This window comes from Kitasatospora sp. NPDC057738, assembly GCF_042798815.1.
GTDB lineage: Bacteria > Actinomycetota > Actinomycetes > Streptomycetales > Streptomycetaceae > Kitasatospora > Kitasatospora lactacystinica.
The window spans coordinates 140,917-158,904 of the sequence record NZ_JBHVJT010000009.1; the positions used below are offsets into that span (position 1 = coordinate 140,917).

Genomic DNA, 17,988 nt, shown 5'->3' on the forward strand with positions numbered 1-17,988 from the left:
GCGGAAGGAGCCCGGGCGGTTTTCAAAAAGGGAGGACAAAACGTTCCGGGAGGCGGGAGCCGGGGATCGGAGGGACCCTCCCTCCGGAGAGGGGGGGGGGGGGGGGGAGGTCGGCCGGCCCGCCTCCCCACTCCTCGCCCACCCCTCAGCCGAGCAGCAGCTTCGCGGCCACCGTCGCACCGTCCGTGCGGATGCCGGCGGCGACGGCGGCGGCGCGCTCACGGGTGGCGGGGGCGAGGGCGTGGCGGAGGGCCGCGGTGAGGGATCCGGCGGTCGGGGTCGGGCCGTCGTGGGCGACGCCGATGCCCAGCTCCGCCACCCGCGAGGCCCAGTAGGGCTGGTCCACGATCTGCGGGACCAGCACCTGCGGTACGCCGGCCCGGGCGGCCGTGGTGGTGGTGCCCGCGCCGCCGTGGTGGACGACGGCCGCGAGCTCCGGGAACAGCGCCTGCTGGTTGACCTCGCCGACCGCGAAGCAGTCCTCGGCCCCGTCCACCTCGGCCAGTCGGGCCCAGCCGCGGCCGAGCAGCACCCGTCGGCCCTGCGCCCGGACCGCCTCCACGGCGACCCGGGCCGCGCCCACCGGGTCGCGCAGCGGCATGCTGCCGAAGCCGACGTACACCGGCGGCTCGCCGGCCGCCAGGAAGGCCGACAGGTCGGCGGGCAGCGGGCGTTCGTCCGGCAGGATCCACGCGCCGGTCTGCACCGCCTCGGGCCAGGCCGCGCCGGCCGCGTCCCCGCCCGGGCCCGGCCACGGGTCGAGCAGCGGGTCGGTGGCCAGCCACGGCCGTCCGGTGAGGACGTGGTCCCGGACGTTGTCGGCCACGGGCAGTCCGACGGCCGCCCGGTGGGTGTTGACCGCCGCGCCGAACAGCGCGTTCATCGTCCCGATGTTGAGCTCCCACAGCTCCCGGGGGTCGGTCGCCTCCGGCGGGTACGGCAGCATCGGGTACTCGAACGGCCGGTGGTGCGGGGAGGGCAGCATGGTCGGCTGGAGGGCGACGCAGGTGAAGCGGGCGCCCAACTGCTCGGCCGCCACCTGGGCTCCGGCCACCGCCGGGAACAGGCCGGTGGCCACGACCGCACCGCCCGGCTCGGCCGCCCCGAGCACCGCCGCGTGGAACTGCTCGACCAACCGGGCCGCGCGCTCGGGGAGTTCCGAGGGTGCCGGGGGCGGCCCGCTGACCAGCGAACGCACCGACTGCCCTACCGGCACCAGTTCGACCCCGGCCTCGGCGAGCCGGGCCGCGAACTCCTCGTCCGGCGGCGCGCACACCCGCGCCTCGGCGCCCAGTTCCCGCAGCCGCAGCGCCAGCGCGGCCATCGGCTCGACGTCCCCGCGCGACCCGTACGTCGACAACACCACTCGCACGTCGTGACTCCCCGTTCCCTCGGATTGCGTCCTTGAGCCGGTGATTCTGCGGCAGCACCGGGGCCTTGTGGCAAGGCCCCCCGTGCGCTATAAGTTGAGAGTGGCGAGGAGTGGGTACGCCTCCGGACACCGCCGCGACGCCTCCGGACACCTCCGCGACACCGACCCGCCACGACGCGCCGGGCGGGCGCCGCAAATTCCCCGGGCGGGCGCCGAAGCGCCTGGCAGACTCTCCCCATGCGCACCGTCATCGAGAACATGGCCTCTCAACTCGCCCGTGTGCCCGGTGTGGTGGGGGTGATGCTCGGCGGGAGCCGGGCCCGTGGCGAGGAACGGCCGGAGTCGGACTGGGACCTCGGGGTGTACTACCGGGGCGCCCCCGACCTCGACGCGCTGCGGGTGCTCGCCGGGCCGGAGGTCGAGGTGGCCGGGCCGGGCGGCTGGGGCCCGTGGGTGAACGGCGGGGCGTGGCTGCGGGTCGAGGGTGTCGCCGTGGACTGGATCCTGCGGGACCTCGACCGGGTCGGGCGGGTGTGGGCGGACTGCCGCCGGGGCCGCTTCGAGGTGGGAACGCAGGCCGGCCACCCGCTCGGCTTCTGGTCGCCCTGCTACCCGGGCGAGGTCGCCCTCGGACTGCCGCTGGCCGACCCCACCGGGGAGTTGACGCGACTCAAGGAGCAGGCCGCCGACTATCCGGAGCCGCTGCGCGACGCCCTCACCGCGGCCACCTGGGAGGCCGACTTCCTGCTCGACACCGCCGCGAAGAGCGCCGCCCGCGCCGATGCCCTGCACGTCTCGCTCTGTCTGTCGCGCGCCGTCGGCATCCTGGTCCAGGCCCTCCACGCCCACCACCGCCGCTGGTGCCTCAACGAGAAGGGCGCCCTGGCCGTGGCGGAGCAACTGCCGGACACTCCGGCGGACTTCGGCTCGACGGCGCGCGGCCTGCTCGCCGCGCCCGGCGGATCGGCGGCCGAGCTGACGGCCACGGTCGCCCGGGCGCGGGAGCTGACCCGGGAGACCGTGGCCGCAATGGGCCGCTGAGCCGCCGGCCGCCGGGCCGGGCCGGGCCGGGCCGCTGAGCCGCCCCCGGGCTCCCGGCGGGGTGGTCAGTCCCGGTACCAGGAGACGGTGAACCCGTGGTCGGCGGCCGACGCCACCTCGACGGCCGCCGCCCGCAGCTCCCGCTCCCAGTCCTGCCGCGCCCCTGACGCCCGGTCGCCGACGCAGTCCGGGCAGCAGACCTGGTCGGCCAGCGCCACGAACCGCTGTTCCGCCGCGTTCGCGGCCCCGCCGCTCGCCCGCCAGAGCTCGCTGACGGCGTCCCCCGACGTGATCTCCTCCGACATCAGCCGGGCCGCCGTGCGGTGCAGCAGGCAGCGCCCGACGAAGTCGTCGTCCGGCACCGGCAGGCCGAGCTCGGCCATCGCCTGCCGCAGCAGCCCGCCGAGCTCGGCCGAGCGCTCGCCGCGGCCCCGACGCCCCGCCAGGTCGCACAGCGCGGCCGACTGCGCACCGACCCCCGCCGCCAGCAGGTCGGCGGCGGCCATCGGCAGGTCCTCGGGGTGGACGAGCCCGGTGGTGTACCGCCAGGCCAGGGTGAAGGCGTCGTTCATGGCGACATCCTGACAAGACGACCGCGGCCGTCGCCACCCGGTATCCGCGGCCCTGCGGGAAACCGCGGGGTGGCGTGCTGCGGGAAACCGCAGGAGGTTCGCCGGAAACCCTCATACCGCCACTGACCTGCGATTTCTAGCGTGGAGCCAGCCGGGGACGAGCAGTCCCCCGACCACTTTGGAGCCCCGCATGCCGCACACCGTCCTCGCCATCGCCCAGCAGCCCGCCGACGGGTTCGCCGGCTGGGCGGCCGACCTGGTCGACACCATGGGCGGCCCCGGGGCCGGCCTGGCGATCGCGCTGGAGAACCTCTTCCCGCCGCTGCCCAGCGAGGTGATCCTGCCGCTGACGGGCTTCGCCGCCGGGCAGGGCGTGATCAGCCTCGCGTCCGCGCTGACCTGGACCACCCTCGGTTCGGTCGCCGGGGCCGTCGTCCTCTACTGGCTGGGCGCCCTGTTCGGCCGGGAGCGGATGCACGCGATCTGGGCCCGGCTGCCCCTGGTCAAGGCCTCCGATCTGGAGCGCACCGAGGCCTGGTTCGCCCGGCACGGGACGAAGGCGGTGCTGCTGGGCCGGATGGTGCCGATCTTCCGCAGCCTGATCTCGGTGCCGGCCGGGGTCGAGCGGATGCCGCTGCCCGCGTTCGTCATGCTGACCACGATCGGCAGCCTGGTGTGGAACAGCGTGCTGGTGATGGCCGGCTTCCTGCTGGGGGACCGCTGGGACGTGGTGGAGACGTACGTCGGGCTGCTCTCCAAGGCGGTCCTGGTCGTGGTCGTGCTGGCCGTGGCCGGGTACGTCGTGATGCGCGTCCGCGGCCGCCGCGGCGAGAGCGCCGCCCAGCACCGCCGCACCCGGTGACCGCCCCGGCCGGCGACCCTGGCCCGGGCGACCCGGGCCCGGGCGACCCGGCGGACCGGGCCGGCCCCGCGCACCCCGCCCCGGACGGCGCCGCACACACCGGCCCCACCGGCCCCACCGGCCCCACCGGCCCTACCGGCCCCGTAAGCTCGAACCCCGTGCAGGGGGATGGAGCAGACACCACGTCATGGCCGCGCCGCGCCGCCGGAGTTCTGCTCGGCTGCCCGAGCGCCGCCCTCGCCGCGCTGTACCTGCTGCTGGCCGGCGCCGTCCTCGGCCCGTTCCTGCTCTGGCCGCGCACCCGCCCGTACGCCGCGCCGGGCCTGCTGTCCGGGGTGCGCCGGCTGGCCGCCCTGGAGCGGGCCCGGCGCAGGGCGTTCTTCGGCGACCGCTTCCCCCGCCACTACCGGGCGGACGACCGCAGGCTGCTGCGCTACCTGGTGGTGCGCAGCGGTGGCGGGCTGGTCGCCGGGGTGGTGCTGGGGCTGCTGGTCTTCGGGCTGGCGCTGGCCGTGCTGCTGGTCGGCGGGGTGCTGCGCGGCTCGCTGGGCTGGGAGGAGCTGGCGACCCAGGTGCTGCTCGGCGGGGTGCTGCTCTTCCTGGCCGTACAGGGCCTGTTCTCGCTGGCCGCGCTGGACGCCCGGACCGCCCGGGAGTGCTTCGGGCCGTCCGAGGCCGAGCTGCTGCGCCGCCGGATCGCCGAACTCGCGGACAGCCGGGCCGCGGTGGTGCGGGCGGTGGACACCGAGCGGCGCCGGATCGAGCGGGATCTGCACGACGGCGTGCAGCAGCGGGTGGTGGCGCTGGCGATGCTGCTCGGCCGGGTGCGGCGCGGCCTGGACCGCCACCAGGGCCCGGAGCGGACGGAGGCACTGCTGCGCCAGGCGCACCGGGAGGCGCGGGAGGTGCTGACCGAGCTGCGCGAGGTGGCCTGGCGGGCGTACCCGTCGGCGCTGGACACCCTGGGGCTGGAGGAGGCGCTGGGCGGGGTGGCCGAGCGGTGCGCCATTCCGCTGCGGCTGCGCTACGAGGTGGCCGGCCCGCTCCCCGAACCCGTGCGGACCGCGGCCTACTTCGTGGTGTCGGAGTGCGTCACCAACGCCGCCAAGCACTCCGCCGCCTCGGCGGTCTCGGCCCGGGTCGAGCGGGCCGCCGGCCTGCTCACGGTGCGGGTGGAGGACGACGGCGCGGGCGGCGCGGACCCTGCCGGCAGCGGCCTGACCGGCCTGCGCGGGCGGGTGGCCGCGCTGGACGGTACCCTCCACGTCCACAGCCCCGCCGGGGGCCCGACCGTCATCACCGCGGAGCTGCCATGCGCGTGACCCTCGCCGAGGACTCGACCCTGCTGCGGGAGGGCCTGGTCCGCCTGCTCGCCGAGGAGGGGCACGAGGTGCTGGCCGCGGTGGGCGACGCGACGGCGCTGACCGCGGCGGTGGCGGAGCAGCCGCCGGACGTCGTGGTGGTGGACATCCGGATGCCGCCGACCCACACCGACGAGGGACTGCGGGCGGCGGTGGAGATCCGCGAGCGGTGGCCGCGGGTCGGGGTCCTGGTGCTCTCCCAGCACATCGAACGCGGTTACGCGGCCCGGCTGTTGGACGCCGGCGCGGAGCGGGTCGGCTATCTGCTGAAGGACCGGGTGGCCGAGGTCGAGGAGTTCCTGGACGCCTTGGTGCGGGTCGCGGCGGGCGGCACGGTGATCGACCCGGAGGTGGTCCGCCGCCTGGTGGTGCACACCACCCGCACCGACCCGCTGGCCCGGCTCACCCCGCGGGAGCGCAGCGTCCTGGAGGCGCTCGCCGAGGGCTGGACCAACGCCGCCATCGCGCAGCGGCTGCACGTCTCGCTGAGCGCGGTGGAGAAGAACCTCAACGCCGTCTTCGACAAGCTGGACCTGCCCCGCACCACGGACCACAACCGCCGCATCCTGGCCGTCCTGCACTACCTCGGCGTGTAGGGCCCGTCTCCCGGATCCTTGCCGGGCCCGACGGCACGGACCCAGACGGGGAACGGCGGGATCGCCGCTTCCTCCCCCTCCGCCTCGTCCTCGTCCTCATCCGTGATCCTGGTGACGCCGGGCTCCGCGTCGGCGAGGTAGTCCGCGACGATCGGCCCGAGGTCCGCCACCGGTTCGTACGCGCCGCCGAACGGCAGGTCGTCCGGGCCGACCGAGCCGGTCGAGCAGCGCAGCTGCCCGGCCTGGTGGTCGTGCCAGACGTAGAACGTGGCCGGCCCGTCGTGGCCCAGCGCCCGGACCCGGTCCCGGAGCAGGGCGGCGGTCCGCTCGAAGGCGGCCACCACCTCCGGGACCCCCAGCGCCCGCCGGTCCTCGACCTCGGCGGTCAGCCACCAGGTGTTGGTCTCCCACTCCACCGGGTGGTCGTCCGGCTCCAGCGCCAGCGGCTCGTCCGCCAGCTCGGCGATCCACGTCAACAGCATGGCGCCAGTATCCCCCGGCCGGGTGATGCCCCCGGCCCTCCGGGGCTCAGCGCTCCCGCGGCTCCCGGCCCCGGAGCGCGGCGGCCGGACCGGGACGGGGGCGGGCCGCCCTCCCGGCGCCGTCGCGGGCGGCATCCGGCGCGCCGAGGTCGAGCACCCGGTCGGCCAGCGGCAGCAGGGCCGGGTCGTGGGTGATCAGGACGGTGGTGCGCCCGGCCATCAGGCGGCGCAGCGCGGGGACGAGCTGCTCGACGGTGTGCGGGTCCAGGCCACTGGTGGGTTCGTCCAGGATCACGACGGGGGTGTCGCGCAGGAAGGCCCGGGCGATGGCGACGCGCCGGCTCTGACCGCCGGAGAGCTGGAATCCGTCGGCGCCGATCACCGTGCGGTAGCCCTCCGGGAGCGCCGTGACGAAGCCGTGGGCCCCGGCGATGCGGGCGGCGCGTTCGACGTCGGCGGCCGGGGCGTCCGGTCGGCCGTAGGCGATGTTGTCGGCGATGCTCGCGTGGAACAGCGGGGCCTCCTGGGGCAGCAGCGTGACCGCTCGGCGCAGTGAGGCGAGGGTGAGGTCGCGCAGGTCCCGCCCGTCCAGGCGGACGGTGCCGGCCTGCGGGTCGAGGAAGCGGACCAGGAGCTTGGCGAGGGTCGACTTGCCGCTGCCGCTGGGCCCCAGGACGGCCAGGGCCTCGCCGGGGCGCAGGTCGAGGTCCACGTCGGCCAGGACGGGCGGCCCCGGGGCGCCGCCGGCACCGGGGTAGGCGGCACGGACGCCCCGGAGGGTGATCCGGCCCCGGACCGGGCCGGTGTCCCGGGCCGCGGGGCGTTCCTGCACCGGGCTGCGGATCTCGTGCAGCTCCAGGACGCGTTCGCCCGAGGCGCAGGCCGCGCCGGCCAGCGGAATGAGGGCGGCGAGCTGCTGGACGGGCTCGAACAGCTGCGCCATGAAGGCGGCGAAGGCGAGCAGGCCGCCGAGGCTGAGCTGTCCGTGGATGACCTGCAGGGCCCCGACACCCACCACGGCCAGACCGGCGAGCAGCTGCAGCACGCTGAGGAAGGGCTGGTAGAGATCGGCGACCCGGGCGGCGGCGAGTTCGGCGTCGAGCAGCGCCCGGCCCTCCCGGTGGACCCGTTCGACCTCGCGGCTCTCCTGGCCGCAGGTCCGGGTGACCACGGCGTTGCGCAGGGATTCCTCCAGCAGCGCGGTGACCCCTCCCGCGCGGCGCTGGACCCGTCGCTCCCGGCGCCGGATGACACGTCCGAACAGGCTGCTGGAGAGGACGAACAGCGGGGCGGCCAGCAGCGCGGCCAGGGTGAGCTGCCAGCTCAGGTAGAACGCGGCGCCGGTGAACAGCAGCAGGCTGACGACGGCCACCGCGCCCTCGACCAGCCCGGTGGCCACCATCTGCTCGATCTCGGCGATGTCGAAGGTGAGCCGCGCCACCAGGTCGCCGCGCCAGCGGCTCTCCAGCGTGTCGGGGGGCAGGGTGTGCAGGTGCGCGAGGGTGTCGGTGCGCAGCCGCAGCATGTAGCGCTCGGCGGTCCTGGTGCTGGTGTAGGCGCCGGCGAAGGTGAACAGCCCGGCGGCGACGGCCGCACCGAGCATCAGGGCGGCGAGCGGCCAGAAGTCGGCGAAGTGCCGGGGGACGAGGACGTCGTCGATGAGGTCCTTGAACAGCCAGACCGAGACGACCTCGCCGAAGGCGCCGACGACGAGCAGGGCCGCACTCACCGGGAGCCAGCGCGCGTCGGGGCGCACCCACGGCCAGAACCGGCGGATCAGCTCCCGCAGCGGAATGACCGGCGGTTCCGCCACCGGTCCCTGGTACTCGGCCTCGTCGGCCCTGTTGGCCCCGCCGGCCTCGCTGACCGCATCGGCCTTGTCGGCCGCCCGGTCACCCGGGGGCGTCACATCGCGCATGGACACGACCCGTTGCTCTCGGAGACATCGTTCCGGGATCCGGAAACGAGGTTCCGGGATACGGAGCCGTCGTACCGGGGTGGGGACGCGTCGCCCTCCGTACGGAGGCGGCGCCGACCCCAGGGCAAGGGGCCGGCGGTGACACCGTCGGCCCCTCGGGGTGACGCTAGTCGGAACTGCTGTGCGCAGCCCTAGCCGTAAGCACCGTCACCAAAAACCGAAACGACGGCGTCCACGGCGGTCGCGGTCACGACCACGGCCCCGGCCCCGGTCCCGGTCCCCACGGTCACGACCGTAACCACGGTCCCTGTCTCCTCCACGACCGAAGTAACTCATCACGGCTTCTCTCTCTCGTCGTGTCGGCCCTCCGCGCGCCCACGACCGCACCGACGGCGCGAAAGCGGGGAGCTGGAGGCCGTTACCGGTGGTCGAACCCTTCCGGCGGCCTGTCGGCGACGCCCGGATCGATTCGCCCCACCTCTCCAGTATCCGCCCACTGACCGTATGCGCAGCTTCAGAGCCGATCGGATTGTCCGGTTGTCGGATCCTGCGTCTGTTCGACGACCACTGTGGATGGCGTCCCGCCCGTCACGTTCAGCAACTCCCGGTACGTCATCGGGACGACGGTGTGCGGGTGTCCGGCGGCGGCCCAGAGCACCTCGTACGCGTCGAGCGCCGTGTCGACCACGGTGCGCAGCGGCGCCGGGTGGCCGGTCGGGGCGACGCCGCCGATGGCCTGGCCGGTGGCCTCGCGGACCTGGGCGGCGGTGGCGCGTTCGATCGGGCCGGTGCCCAACTGCCGTGCCAGGTGGGCGGTGTCGACCCGGTGGGCGCCGCTGGTCATCACCAGCAGTGGCGCGCCGTCACAAATGAACACCAGGCTGTTCGCGATGGCGCCGACCTCGCAGCCCAGCGCGGCGGCGGCCTCGGCGGCGGTGCGGGCGGAGTCGGGCAGGACGCGGATCTCGCCGGGGACGCCGGCCACCGCCAGTGCCTCGGCGACGGCCTGACTGCGTGTGGGGAGTGAGGAGGTCATCGGTCCATCATGCCTTCCGCGCCGAGCGGCGCGAGTCGGCGCTCAGCACCGCCCGTACGCCCGCGGTGAGCACCGAGGCGTCCCGCCCGACGCCCCACACGACCCCGCCGTCCGGCCCGCCGACCCGCGCCTCCACATAGGCGACGGCGTCCCGCCCGGAGCCCACCGCGTGCTCGCCGAAGGAGAGGATCTCCGCCCCCACGGCGTCGGCCACCGCGTCCAACGGCCCGGCGCCGGTGCCCCGGCGGCCGTCGACCTCGGCCCAGTCGTCCCCGACCCGCCACCGCCGGCCGGCCCCCGCGTCCAGGTACTCGGCCCGGAACAGCCCGTACAGCTCCTCCGCCGTCATCTCCCGTCCGCTGTCGTCGGTGGCCTCCTGCACCACCCGGGCGAAGTCGATCTGCAGCCGCCGGGGCAGTTCCAGCCCTTCCGCGGCCTGCAGCAGGTGGGCGATCCCGCCCTTGCCCGACTGGCTGTTGACCCGGATCACCGCCTCGTAGTCCCGCCCCAGGTCGGCCGGGTCGATCGGCAGGTACGGCACCGACCAGGGCGCCTCCCGCTGCGGGACGCCCAGCGCGGCGGCGGTCTCGGCGTGCCGGGCGAAGCCCTTGCGGATGGCGTCCTGGTGGGTGCCGGAGAAGGCGGTGTGCACCAGGTCGCCCGCGTAGGGGTGCCGCTCGTGGACGGGCAGCCGGTTGCAGTGCTCGACGGTGCGCCGGATCGCGTCGATGTCGGAGAGGTCCAGCATCGGGTCGACACCCTGGGTGTGCAGGTTGAGCGCCAGGGTGACGAGGTCGACGTTGCCGGTCCGCTCGCCGTTGCCGAACAGGCAGCCCTCGACCCGCTGGGCGCCGGCGAGGACGGCGAGTTCCGCGCAGGCGACGCCGGTGCCGCGGTCGTTGTGCGGGTGGACGGAGAGGATCACCGCCTCGCGCAGTTCCAGGTGGCGGTCCATGTACTCGATCTGGTCGGCGTACACGTTGGGGGTGGCGATCTCGACGGTGGCCGGCAGGTTGTGGATCACCGGCCGCTCGGGCGAGGCGTCCCAGAGCCGGGTGAGCCCGTTGCACACCTCCAGCGCGTAGTCCGGCTCGGTCAGGTTGAACACTTCGGGCGAGAACTGGAACCGCAGGCCGTCCCGGCCCTCCCCCAGCCTGGCCATCAGTGTCGCGGCCGAGGTGATCAGCGCCCGGAGCCCGGCGCGCTCCTTGCCGAGGACGACCTCCCGCCACTGCGGCGCGGTGGCGGTGTAGAGGTGGACGACCACCCGGGGCAGGCCCGCGACGGCTTCGAAGGTGCGCTCGACCAGGTCGGCCCGGGCCGCCGTGAAGACCACGACGGTGACGTCCTCGGGCACGGCTCCGGGGGTGGTGGCCAGTTGGCGGACGAAGTCGAAGTCGGTGCGGCTGGCGGACGGGTAGCCGACCTCGATCTCCTTGAAGCCCATGGCCAGGAACAGGTCGAACATCCGCTGCTTGCGCGCCGGGTCCATCGGCTCGGCCAGTGCCTGGTTGCCGTCGCGCAGGTCGACGGGCACCCACAGCGGGGCCCGCTCGATGCGACGGCCGGGCCAGCGGCGCAGCAGGGCGGGCACCTGCACCCGCTCGTGGGCGGGGCGGTAGCGGTGGGAGGGCATGGTGCCGCCGCGCTGGGGGTTCCAGGCGGGGGCGGCGGCCGGGACGGGCCCGGCGGGGGCGTGCAGGGTGGGGAAGCGTACGGGCGGTCGCATGACGGGGTTCCTCGCTCGGGGCGGACACCGGAGACCGGCAGGACGGCGCGCCGCAGCGGGGTGCCGGTCCGGTCACGCCCCGCTGCGGCCACCAAGAAGAAGGCCCCCCGGGGGGAGCGTCCACGGCTGCATGCCGGGTAGAGTAACCACGACCGAAGTCCTCAGACAACCTGACAGGTGAACCCGATGGCCGCGCTCCGCCCCTCCCCCCTCGCCGAACAGGCCGCCGCCCGGCTGGAGGAGCAGATCCGGGCCGGGCAGTGGCCGGTGGGCGGGAAGCTGCCGGGCGAGGTGGCGCTCGCCGAGGAGCTGGGCGTCGGCCGCTCGACCGTCCGGGAGGCGCTGCGCACCCTCGCGGCGGCCGGGATGGTGCGCAGCCGCCAGGGCTCCGGGGTGTACGTCACCGCCGACCGGCCCACCGGGGACTGGGCCGCCCGGCTGCGCCGCGCGGAGCTGGCACACGTCTACGAGGTGCGGACGGTGGTCGAGGTGCAGGCGGCCCGGCTGGCGGCCGACCGCCGCACCGGGGCGGACCTCGCCGCGCTCGACGCCGCGCTGGCGGCCCGCCGGGCGGCGGGCGGGGCGGACGACGCCGCCTTCGTGGACGCCGACATCGCGCTGCACACGGCCGTGGTGGCCGCCGCGCACAATCCCGTCCTGGACGACCTGTTCGCCCAGTTCGCCCCGGTCCTGCGCGAGCAGCTGGTCGCCCTGGTCGGCCTGTTCGGCCTGCGCGCGGAGGATCCGGACCACGGCTACGACGCCCACGCGGACCTCGTCCGGGCCCTGCACGCCGGCGATCCGGAGGCGGCCGGGCGGGTGCTGGCGGCGGAGCTGGAGGCCACCCGCTCCCGTCTGCTGACGCACTGACGGGGCGCCCGGGGGCCGCACGACGGGGCGTCACACAGTTTTCACACCCCGGCCACCCGCCGGCCGGGCGCCGCGCCGACACTGTGTCGAGCAGGCCCGGAGCCGCCCCCTCCGCATACGCACCGTCAACGGTCGAGTGACCTTGTGTTCACCGCGTGTGCAAGTACGGCCCAGGCAGCGAACGGTTTTTCACTCCAATCACACGGTATGACTAGTATCGCTTCGTCAAAAAACCGTGCCCGGACGGCCCGCCCCTCACCGGCCGGCCGCCAGTCCCAAGGAGTCAGCTCTGCGCGCGCGTGCGAATCGGCGGCCCCCGACGCCGAAGGGCCCCCGCAGGCGTCCACGCCTGTCCCTGCGGACGGCGCTGCTCGTCCTGGCCGTCGTCCCCAGCATCGCCCTGGTCGCCCTCTGGGCCGTGACCAGCGGTGAGACCATCGCCGACTTCCAGCGACTGGCCGACCAGGCCACCATCGCGCAGAAGGCCGGCCAACCGTCCAACATCGTCTACTACAACCTCCAGGAGGAGCGCCGGCTCAGCGCCGAGGCGCTCGCCCGGCCCGGCTCCAACGCCGACCAGCTGCGCCGCCAGCGCCAGCTGACCGACGACGCGGTCCGGCAGTTCCAGACCCTCTCCGGGGCAACCGCCGACAACGCCCCCGCCGAGGTCCGCTCCGCCGTCGCCGAGGCCCGCCAGGCCATGGGCAAGCTGGCCGAACAGCGTGCCGCCGTCGACCGCGCCACCACCGACCAGCAGAGCGTCTTCGCCTACTACACCGACCTGATCAGCGTCGACCTGCGGCTGTTCACCGCGCTCAGCCGGGTCGACACCGGCGAGGTCACCTGGCTGTCCAAGACCCTGGTCAACTCCTTCTGGGCCAAGGAGATGATCTCCCGCGAGGACGCCGTCCTGGCCCGCGGCTGGCCCACCGGACGGCTGTCCGCCACCGACTACCAGCAGGTCCAGCAGCTGATCGGCGCGCAGGACCACCTGCTCAACGTCCAGGTCCTGCCGTACATCCCGGACACCGAAGCACCGGCCTGGCACGACCTGGTCAACAGCCCGTCCTGGCAGGCCAAGACCGCCGTCGAGCAGGCCCTGCTCAAGCCCACCGCCGCCGACGCCGCCGGCACCGTCAGGCTCCCGGCCACCCAGGACCAGTGGCGCCAGGCCCTCGACGGGCTCAACCCGCCACTGGTCAAGGCCATCGAGGACCGCACCAACGGCATCATCGAGGTCGCCAAGAGCGCCATCATCGGCATGCTCACCCGGGTCGTGCTCACCACCGTCATCGGCCTGATCACGGTCGTCGCGGTCGTCATCGCCTCCTGGCGCCTGAGCCGCTCCCTGCGCCGCCGCATCAAGGACCTGCACACCCAGGCCGAGGAGATGCAGCGCACCCTGCCCGAGGTGGTCGAGCGCCTCGGCCGCGGCGAGCAGGTGGACGTCGAGGCCGAGACCCGCACCATCACCGCCGGCCCGCACGGCAACGGCACCGACGAGCTGGCCCGGCTCGGCCAGGCGCTCAACCTGGCCCGCTCCGCCGCCCTGGAGTCCGCCGTCGGCCAGGCCGAGCAGCACCGCGGCTTCGAGCGGCTGCTCCAGCGCATCGCCCGCCGCACCCAGCTGCTGATCGGCCGCCAGCTGCGCAAGCTGGACGAACTGGAGCGCAAGCACGACGACCCGGAGGTCCTGGAGGGCCTCTTCGACCTCGACCACCTCACCGCCCGCCTGCGCCGGTACGAGGAGAACCTCGTCATCATGGCCGGCGGCCAGCCGCAGCGGCGCTGGCGCAAGCCCGTCCCGCTGCTGGACGTGCTGCGCGCCGCACAGGGCGAGGTGCAGGACTACCGCCGGATCTCGATCGACATCGAGGGCGACCCGTGGCTGTCCGAACGGGCCGTCGGCCCGGTGGCGCACGTGCTCGCCGAGCTGATGGAGAACGCCACCACCTTCTCCAAGCCGCCCACGCCGGTCGAGGTGCGCGCCGCCGTGGTCGGCCGCGGGCTCGCGATCGAGATCGAGGACCGGGGCCTGGGCATGGACCCGGAGCAGTACGACGCCGCCAACGAGCTGATGAGCCGCCCGCCGCGCACCGACGTGCTGGCCCGGGCCGACGACATCCGCCTCGGCTTCCACGTGGTCTCCCGGCTGGCCGCCCTGCACGGGCTGAGGATCGAGTTCCGCCCGTCCGCCTTCGGCGGCACCCGGGCGGTCGTGCTCGTCCCGGACGAGCTGGTCATCGAGGGCGACACCGGGCTGCCGGACGGCGCCGGCGGTACGGCCACCGAGCCCATCCCGCTGGTGCGCCGCTCGCGCCGGGCCGTGCGCTCGGCCTCCGACGAGACGCCCGCCCCGGTGCCGGCCGGTCCGCCGGTCGCGCCGGTGGACTCCTTCGGCCTGGACTCCTTCGGCCAGGGCGGCTTCGTCCCGCAGGCCGCTCCGGTACCGCTGCCGCTGCCGCTGTCCTCGACGGGCGTCGGGGCGGACATCGGGGCGAGTGTCGAGACGGGCGCGGAAACGACCGCCGGGACGACCGCCGAGGCCGAGCCGGAAGCCACCGTCCACGAGATCCCGCTGCCGGAGGCGCCGTTCCCGCAGGGACAGCCGTTCCCGCACGGGCAGCCGTTCCCGCAGGAGCAGCCCTACCAGCCCGAACAGCCCTTCCCGCAGGAGCAGCCCTACCAGCCGTACGAGTCCGGGCAGCCCTACGAGTCCGGGCCGCCGGTCCCGCTGGAGCAGCCGATCGAGCACAGCTCCCCGGCCGACCCGGCACCCGCCCTGGACGTCCCGGCCTACCCGGACATCGCCTACGCCCGGGTCACCGAGGCCGAGGCCCCGTACGCCGACGAGCAGTACCGCCCGGCCGACCACTACCGGCTGGCCGAGCGCCGGCAGCGCCGCGAGTACCGGACCTCGGTGCCGTTCAGCCCGGCCGAGGGCGGCCAGGCCCCACTGCCGCAGCGCGTCCGGCAGGCCAGCCTGGCAGCCGAGCTGCGGGTGCCCCCGCCGGAGCGGTCGCCGTGGGTCGAGCGGCCCGCCGCCGGGCCCACCGCCCCGCCCGCGGGCCCGGTCGAGCGCACCGACTGCCCGGTGCGGCGCTCGGGTGCGGCGATCGGCGCCTTCCAGCGCCAGTCCCGCGCCGCCCGGGCCCAGGACAGCGGCGAGCACCCGCTGCCCGCCGCCCCGCCGGCCCCCTCCCCCGCACCCGCCGGCCACCCGGCTCCCGCGCCCGCCCCGTCCCCCTGGGCCCTTCCGGCCGCGGACACCCGAACCACACGAACGGATGACCAGTCATGAACCGCACGATCGCCACCCACCAGGACCTGGACTGGCTGCTGGACGGACTCGTCGACTCGGTGCCCGGGACCAGGAACGCCGTCCTGCTCTCCGACGACGGTCTCGTGGTCAGCCACTCCCGCACCATCGAGCGGGCCGACGCCGAGCGGCTGGCCGCCGTCGCCACCGGCCAGCAGAGCCTGGCCCGCGGGGTCGGGGCGCTGTTCGACGGCGGCCCGGTGCACCAGGTGATCGTCGAGCTCGCCGAGTGCTGGCTGTTCGTCATCGCCGCCGCCCAGGGCACCCACCTGGCCGTGGTCGCCTCCCAGGAGGTGGACGCCGAGGTGATGTCCGTCGCGATGCACACCCTGGTGCAGCAGGTCGGCCAGAAGCTCACCACCCCGGTCCGCGGCGAGGGCACCCCCGCCGCCCCGGCGTCCTTCGACGCCTTCGCCTCCCGGAACCGGGGCTGACCCGGGTGGAACCGTACGGGAACGACGCCTGGGGGGACGGCCTCGACGACGGCCGGCAGGCCGGCCCGCAGTCCGGCGGGGACGACGGCCGGCGGCGCGGCGCGGTGCCGCACTGGAGCGAGCTGGAGGAGGACGACGCGGAGGAAGAGACGGGCAGCATGGTGCGCCCGTACACGATCACCCGCGGCCGGACCGCGCCCGAGCGCGACGACCTCACCCTCATCACCGTGCTCACCACGGTCGAGGCGGAGGCCGACGCGGCCCTGGCGCGGGGCAGCCGCGCCGGTGCTCGCGGCCTGCAGCCCGAACACCGGCTGATCCTCGAACGCTGCCGGCGTCCCATCGCCGTCGCCGAGGTGTCGGCGGGCCTGGACCTCCCGGTCTCGGTCACCAAGATCCTGCTGGGCGACCTGGTCTCCCAGGGCCTGCTGAAGGCCCGGGCACCGCTCTCGGTGGCCCGGGCCGCCGGGGGCGTGGACCTCGGCCTGCTCACGGCCGTACGCGAAGGACTCCGGAGACTCTGAACATGGCAACACCCCACTCCGCCATCGACGCCCCCGCCGCCCCGGCCGCCGTCAAGATCCTGATCGCGGGCGGCTTCGGCGTGGGCAAGACCACCCTGGTCGGCTCGGTCAGCGAGGTCACCCCGCTGCGCACCGAGGAGTACCTGACCCGGGCCAGCGTCGGCATCGACGACCTGGCCGGCGTCGACCAGAAGACCACCACCACCGTCGCCCTCGACTTCGGGCGGATCACGGTCAGCCCCGAGCTGGTCGTCTACCTGTTCGGCACGCCCGGCCAGGAACGCTTCTGGTTCATGTGGAACGACCTGGTCAACGGCGCCCTCGGCGGGATCGTCATCGCCGACACCCGCCGGCTGGAGACCAGCTTCGCCTCCATCGACTTCTTCGAGAGCCGGGGCATCCCGTTCGTGGTCGCGATCAACTGCTTCCACAACACCAACACCCGCACCCCCGACGAGATCCGGGCCGCGCTCGACCTCGACCCGCAGGTGCCGATGCTGCTCGGGGACGTGCGCGAGCGCGCCTTCGGCCGGGACCTGCTGCTCGCCCTGGTCGACCACCTGATGGACCTCGCCGCCACGCGCGCCGGCTGAACCGGTCCCGTCCGAACCCTCATGCGGCCGGCCGGCTCCGGCCGAGCCCCCGCACTCCTGCGAACTTCCCTTCGGAGCGTCCCTCATGACCAGACCCCTGCGCGTCCTCGTCAACGGTGGCGGCATCGGCGGCCTCACCCTCGCCACCGCCCTCGCCCAGCGCGGCCACCAGGTCGACGTCGCCGAGCTGCGCGAGCAGCTGGAGGCCCTCGGCGTCGGCATCATCCAGCCGTCCAACGCCCTGCACGTGATGCGCGAGATCGGCGTCCTGGAGGACTGCCTGTCCGTCGGCTTCCCGTGGGAGGTGCTGACCATCTGCGACCCGGCCGGCGCCACCCTCGCGAAGATCCCGCAGCCCCGGATGGGCGACGTGCCCTCCAACAACGGCATCCCGCGCCCCGCGCTGGCCCGCGTCCTGGCCGACGCCGCCGCCGGGGCGGGCGTGACGGTCCGCTTCGGCACCACCATCGGCACCCTGCACGAGGACGCCCACGGCGTCGAGGTCGCCCTCACCGACGGGCACGTCGGCCGCTACGACCTGGTCGTCGGCTTCGACGGCATCGGCTCGCCGCTGCGCCGCCACCTGTACGGCGAGAAGTACGTCCCCGAGTACACCGGCTTCGCCAACTGGCGTGTCACGCTGCCGCGTTCGCCCGAGGTTCAGGGCGTGGTGATGTCCTCCGGCAACCTCAGCGCCAAGGCCCTGCTCACCCCGATCAGCACCGAGCAGATGTACCTGGGCTCGGTCTTCGCCGAGGCCGAGGACTTCCGTCCGGACCCGGAGCGCGCCCACGAGCAGCTGCGCGAGCGGCTGGCCGGCTTCGGCGGGCCGATCGCCGAGGCGCTGGCGCTGATCACCGACCCGGCCGCCGTGGTCCACTCGCGGATCTCCCAGGTCACCGTCGAGGAGCCCTGGCACGTCGGCCGGATCGTCCTGGCCGGCGACGCCGCCCACGCCTCCACCCCGCACCTCGCCCAGGGCGCCGCGATGGCCGTCGAGGACGCGCTCGTGCTCGCCCAGAGCCTGGACGCGGCCGACACGGTGCCGGCCGCCCTCGCCGCCTGGGAGGAGCGCCGCCGCCCCCGCGCCATGTGGGTCCAGGCCCTGTCGCGGGCCGTCCTCAAGCAGGAGACGGGCACGCCGACCACGCCGGAGGAGGACGAGCTCCTCAAGGTCGGCATCCCGGGCGCGGCGCACGTCCTGGTCCAGCCGTACTGACGGCTGCGGCCTCGACCCCTCCGCCCGGCTGCGGCCCCGGGCCCGGCGGCGCGTTTCGGC

At 75.0% G+C, this 17,988-nt stretch carries 16 protein-coding genes; 10 read left to right on the forward strand and 6 right to left on the reverse strand.

What is annotated here, in order from left to right:
* Nucleotides 1-145 precede the first annotated feature (145 nt).
* Complete coding sequence (locus ACFVGO_RS07515; protein ID WP_380631053.1) at nucleotides 146-1,372, reverse strand: glycosyltransferase; 1,227 nt, start codon at nucleotides 1,370-1,372, stop codon at nucleotides 146-148.
* A 237-nt stretch (nucleotides 1,373-1,609) separates the two neighbouring features.
* Between ACFVGO_RS07515 and ACFVGO_RS07520 the strand changes: the two genes are divergently transcribed.
* The gene (locus ACFVGO_RS07520; RefSeq protein ID WP_380631054.1) at nucleotides 1,610-2,413 is read left to right on the forward strand and encodes a nucleotidyltransferase domain-containing protein; all 804 of its coding nucleotides are present in this window, start codon (nucleotides 1,610-1,612) and stop codon (nucleotides 2,411-2,413) included.
* A 65-nt stretch (nucleotides 2,414-2,478) separates the two neighbouring features.
* On the opposite strand, the gene ACFVGO_RS07525 is transcribed toward ACFVGO_RS07520, so the two are convergent.
* The gene (locus ACFVGO_RS07525) at nucleotides 2,479-2,985 is read right to left on the reverse strand and encodes a hypothetical protein (RefSeq protein WP_359914112.1); all 507 of its coding nucleotides are present in this window, start codon (nucleotides 2,983-2,985) and stop codon (nucleotides 2,479-2,481) included.
* A 190-nt stretch (nucleotides 2,986-3,175) separates the two neighbouring features.
* Here ACFVGO_RS07525 and ACFVGO_RS07530 point away from each other — a divergent pair, with 190 nt between their 5' ends.
* The 3 genes from ACFVGO_RS07530 to ACFVGO_RS07540 all read left to right on the forward strand — a co-directional run bounded on the left by ACFVGO_RS07530 (nucleotide 3,176) and on the right by ACFVGO_RS07540 (nucleotide 5,804).
* Nucleotides 3,176-3,847 carry a DedA family protein gene (locus ACFVGO_RS07530; protein WP_359914115.1) on the forward strand — a complete coding sequence of 224 codons (672 nt, stop codon included), beginning with the start codon at nucleotides 3,176-3,178 and terminating at the stop codon, nucleotides 3,845-3,847.
* A gap of 158 nt (nucleotides 3,848-4,005) precedes the next feature.
* Nucleotides 4,006-5,169: a histidine kinase gene (locus ACFVGO_RS07535; RefSeq protein ID WP_359914118.1), complete on the forward strand. Its 1,164-nt coding sequence runs from the start codon at nucleotides 4,006-4,008 to the stop codon at nucleotides 5,167-5,169.
* Nucleotides 5,160-5,804 (forward strand): response regulator transcription factor, encoded by a 645-nt coding sequence (locus ACFVGO_RS07540; RefSeq protein ID WP_359914121.1) that lies wholly within the window; start codon nucleotides 5,160-5,162, stop codon nucleotides 5,802-5,804. Before ACFVGO_RS07535 ends, ACFVGO_RS07540 begins: the two co-directional genes overlap by 10 nt.
* On the opposite strand, the gene ACFVGO_RS07545 is transcribed toward ACFVGO_RS07540, so the two are convergent.
* From ACFVGO_RS07545 to ACFVGO_RS07560, 4 genes are all read right to left on the reverse strand, one after another.
* Nucleotides 5,789-6,286, reverse strand: a complete 498-nt coding sequence (locus ACFVGO_RS07545) for a hypothetical protein (RefSeq protein WP_380631055.1) — start codon at nucleotides 6,284-6,286, stop codon at nucleotides 5,789-5,791. The genes ACFVGO_RS07540 and ACFVGO_RS07545 overlap by 16 nt on opposite strands.
* 46 nt (nucleotides 6,287-6,332) lie before the next feature.
* Nucleotides 6,333-8,204 (reverse strand): ABC transporter ATP-binding protein, encoded by a 1,872-nt coding sequence (locus ACFVGO_RS07550; protein ID WP_359914146.1) that lies wholly within the window; start codon nucleotides 8,202-8,204, stop codon nucleotides 6,333-6,335.
* A gap of 514 nt (nucleotides 8,205-8,718) precedes the next feature.
* On the reverse strand, nucleotides 8,719-9,240 hold the full coding sequence (locus ACFVGO_RS07555) for a YbaK/EbsC family protein (RefSeq protein WP_359914126.1): 522 nt from the start codon (nucleotides 9,238-9,240) through the stop codon (nucleotides 8,719-8,721).
* A 7-nt stretch (nucleotides 9,241-9,247) separates the two neighbouring features.
* Nucleotides 9,248-10,969 carry a 2-isopropylmalate synthase gene (locus ACFVGO_RS07560; RefSeq protein WP_380631056.1) on the reverse strand — a complete coding sequence of 574 codons (1,722 nt, stop codon included), beginning with the start codon at nucleotides 10,967-10,969 and terminating at the stop codon, nucleotides 9,248-9,250.
* Between the two features lie 186 nt (nucleotides 10,970-11,155).
* Here ACFVGO_RS07560 and ACFVGO_RS07565 point away from each other — a divergent pair, with 186 nt between their 5' ends.
* The 6 genes from ACFVGO_RS07565 (at nucleotide 11,156) to ACFVGO_RS07590 (ending at nucleotide 17,928) form a co-directional block, all read left to right on the forward strand.
* Entirely contained in the window at nucleotides 11,156-11,839 is a 684-nt protein-coding gene (locus ACFVGO_RS07565) for a FadR/GntR family transcriptional regulator (RefSeq protein ID WP_380631057.1), read from the forward strand.
* A 418-nt stretch (nucleotides 11,840-12,257) separates the two neighbouring features.
* Complete coding sequence (locus tag ACFVGO_RS07570) at nucleotides 12,258-15,140, forward strand: nitrate- and nitrite sensing domain-containing protein (protein WP_380631058.1); 2,883 nt, start codon at nucleotides 12,258-12,260, stop codon at nucleotides 15,138-15,140.
* On the forward strand, nucleotides 15,137-15,592 hold the full coding sequence (locus ACFVGO_RS07575) for a roadblock/LC7 domain-containing protein (RefSeq protein ID WP_380631059.1): 456 nt from the start codon (nucleotides 15,137-15,139) through the stop codon (nucleotides 15,590-15,592). Before ACFVGO_RS07570 ends, ACFVGO_RS07575 begins: the two co-directional genes overlap by 4 nt.
* A 5-nt stretch (nucleotides 15,593-15,597) precedes the next feature.
* Nucleotides 15,598-16,116 carry a DUF742 domain-containing protein gene (locus tag ACFVGO_RS07580; protein ID WP_380631060.1) on the forward strand — a complete coding sequence of 173 codons (519 nt, stop codon included), beginning with the start codon at nucleotides 15,598-15,600 and terminating at the stop codon, nucleotides 16,114-16,116.
* 2 nt (nucleotides 16,117-16,118) lie between these two features.
* The gene (locus tag ACFVGO_RS07585) at nucleotides 16,119-16,709 is read left to right on the forward strand and encodes an ATP/GTP-binding protein (protein WP_359914140.1); all 591 of its coding nucleotides are present in this window, start codon (nucleotides 16,119-16,121) and stop codon (nucleotides 16,707-16,709) included.
* Between the two features lie 85 nt (nucleotides 16,710-16,794).
* Nucleotides 16,795-17,928, forward strand: coding sequence for an FAD-dependent monooxygenase (locus tag ACFVGO_RS07590; RefSeq protein ID WP_359914143.1), 1,134 nt, complete (start codon nucleotides 16,795-16,797; stop codon nucleotides 17,926-17,928).
* Nucleotides 17,929-17,988 lie beyond the last annotated feature (60 nt).

Bases quoted from the DNA above. Each gene is read 5' to 3' on its own strand.
- ACFVGO_RS07520 (WP_380631054.1), top strand. From the start codon at position 1,610: ATGCGCACCGTCATCGAGAACATGGCCTCTCAACTCGCCCGTGTGCCC.
- ACFVGO_RS07560 (WP_380631056.1), bottom strand. From the start codon at position 10,969: ATGCGACCGCCCGTACGCTTCCCCACCCTGCACGCCCCCGCCGGGCCC.
- ACFVGO_RS07585 (WP_359914140.1), top strand. From the start codon at position 16,119: ATGGCAACACCCCACTCCGCCATCGACGCCCCCGCCGCCCCGGCCGCC.
- ACFVGO_RS07550 (WP_359914146.1), bottom strand. From the start codon at position 8,204: ATGCGCGATGTGACGCCCCCGGGTGACCGGGCGGCCGACAAGGCCGAT.
- ACFVGO_RS07565 (WP_380631057.1), top strand. From the start codon at position 11,156: ATGGCCGCGCTCCGCCCCTCCCCCCTCGCCGAACAGGCCGCCGCCCGG.
- ACFVGO_RS07525 (WP_359914112.1), bottom strand. From the start codon at position 2,985: ATGAACGACGCCTTCACCCTGGCCTGGCGGTACACCACCGGGCTCGTC.
- ACFVGO_RS07575 (WP_380631059.1), top strand. From the start codon at position 15,137: ATGAACCGCACGATCGCCACCCACCAGGACCTGGACTGGCTGCTGGAC.
- ACFVGO_RS07590 (WP_359914143.1), top strand. From the start codon at position 16,795: ATGACCAGACCCCTGCGCGTCCTCGTCAACGGTGGCGGCATCGGCGGC.
- ACFVGO_RS07530 (WP_359914115.1), top strand. From the start codon at position 3,176: ATGCCGCACACCGTCCTCGCCATCGCCCAGCAGCCCGCCGACGGGTTC.
- ACFVGO_RS07555 (WP_359914126.1), bottom strand. From the start codon at position 9,240: ATGACCTCCTCACTCCCCACACGCAGTCAGGCCGTCGCCGAGGCACTG.
- ACFVGO_RS07545 (WP_380631055.1), bottom strand. From the start codon at position 6,286: ATGCTGTTGACGTGGATCGCCGAGCTGGCGGACGAGCCGCTGGCGCTG.
- ACFVGO_RS07540 (WP_359914121.1), top strand. From the start codon at position 5,160: ATGCGCGTGACCCTCGCCGAGGACTCGACCCTGCTGCGGGAGGGCCTG.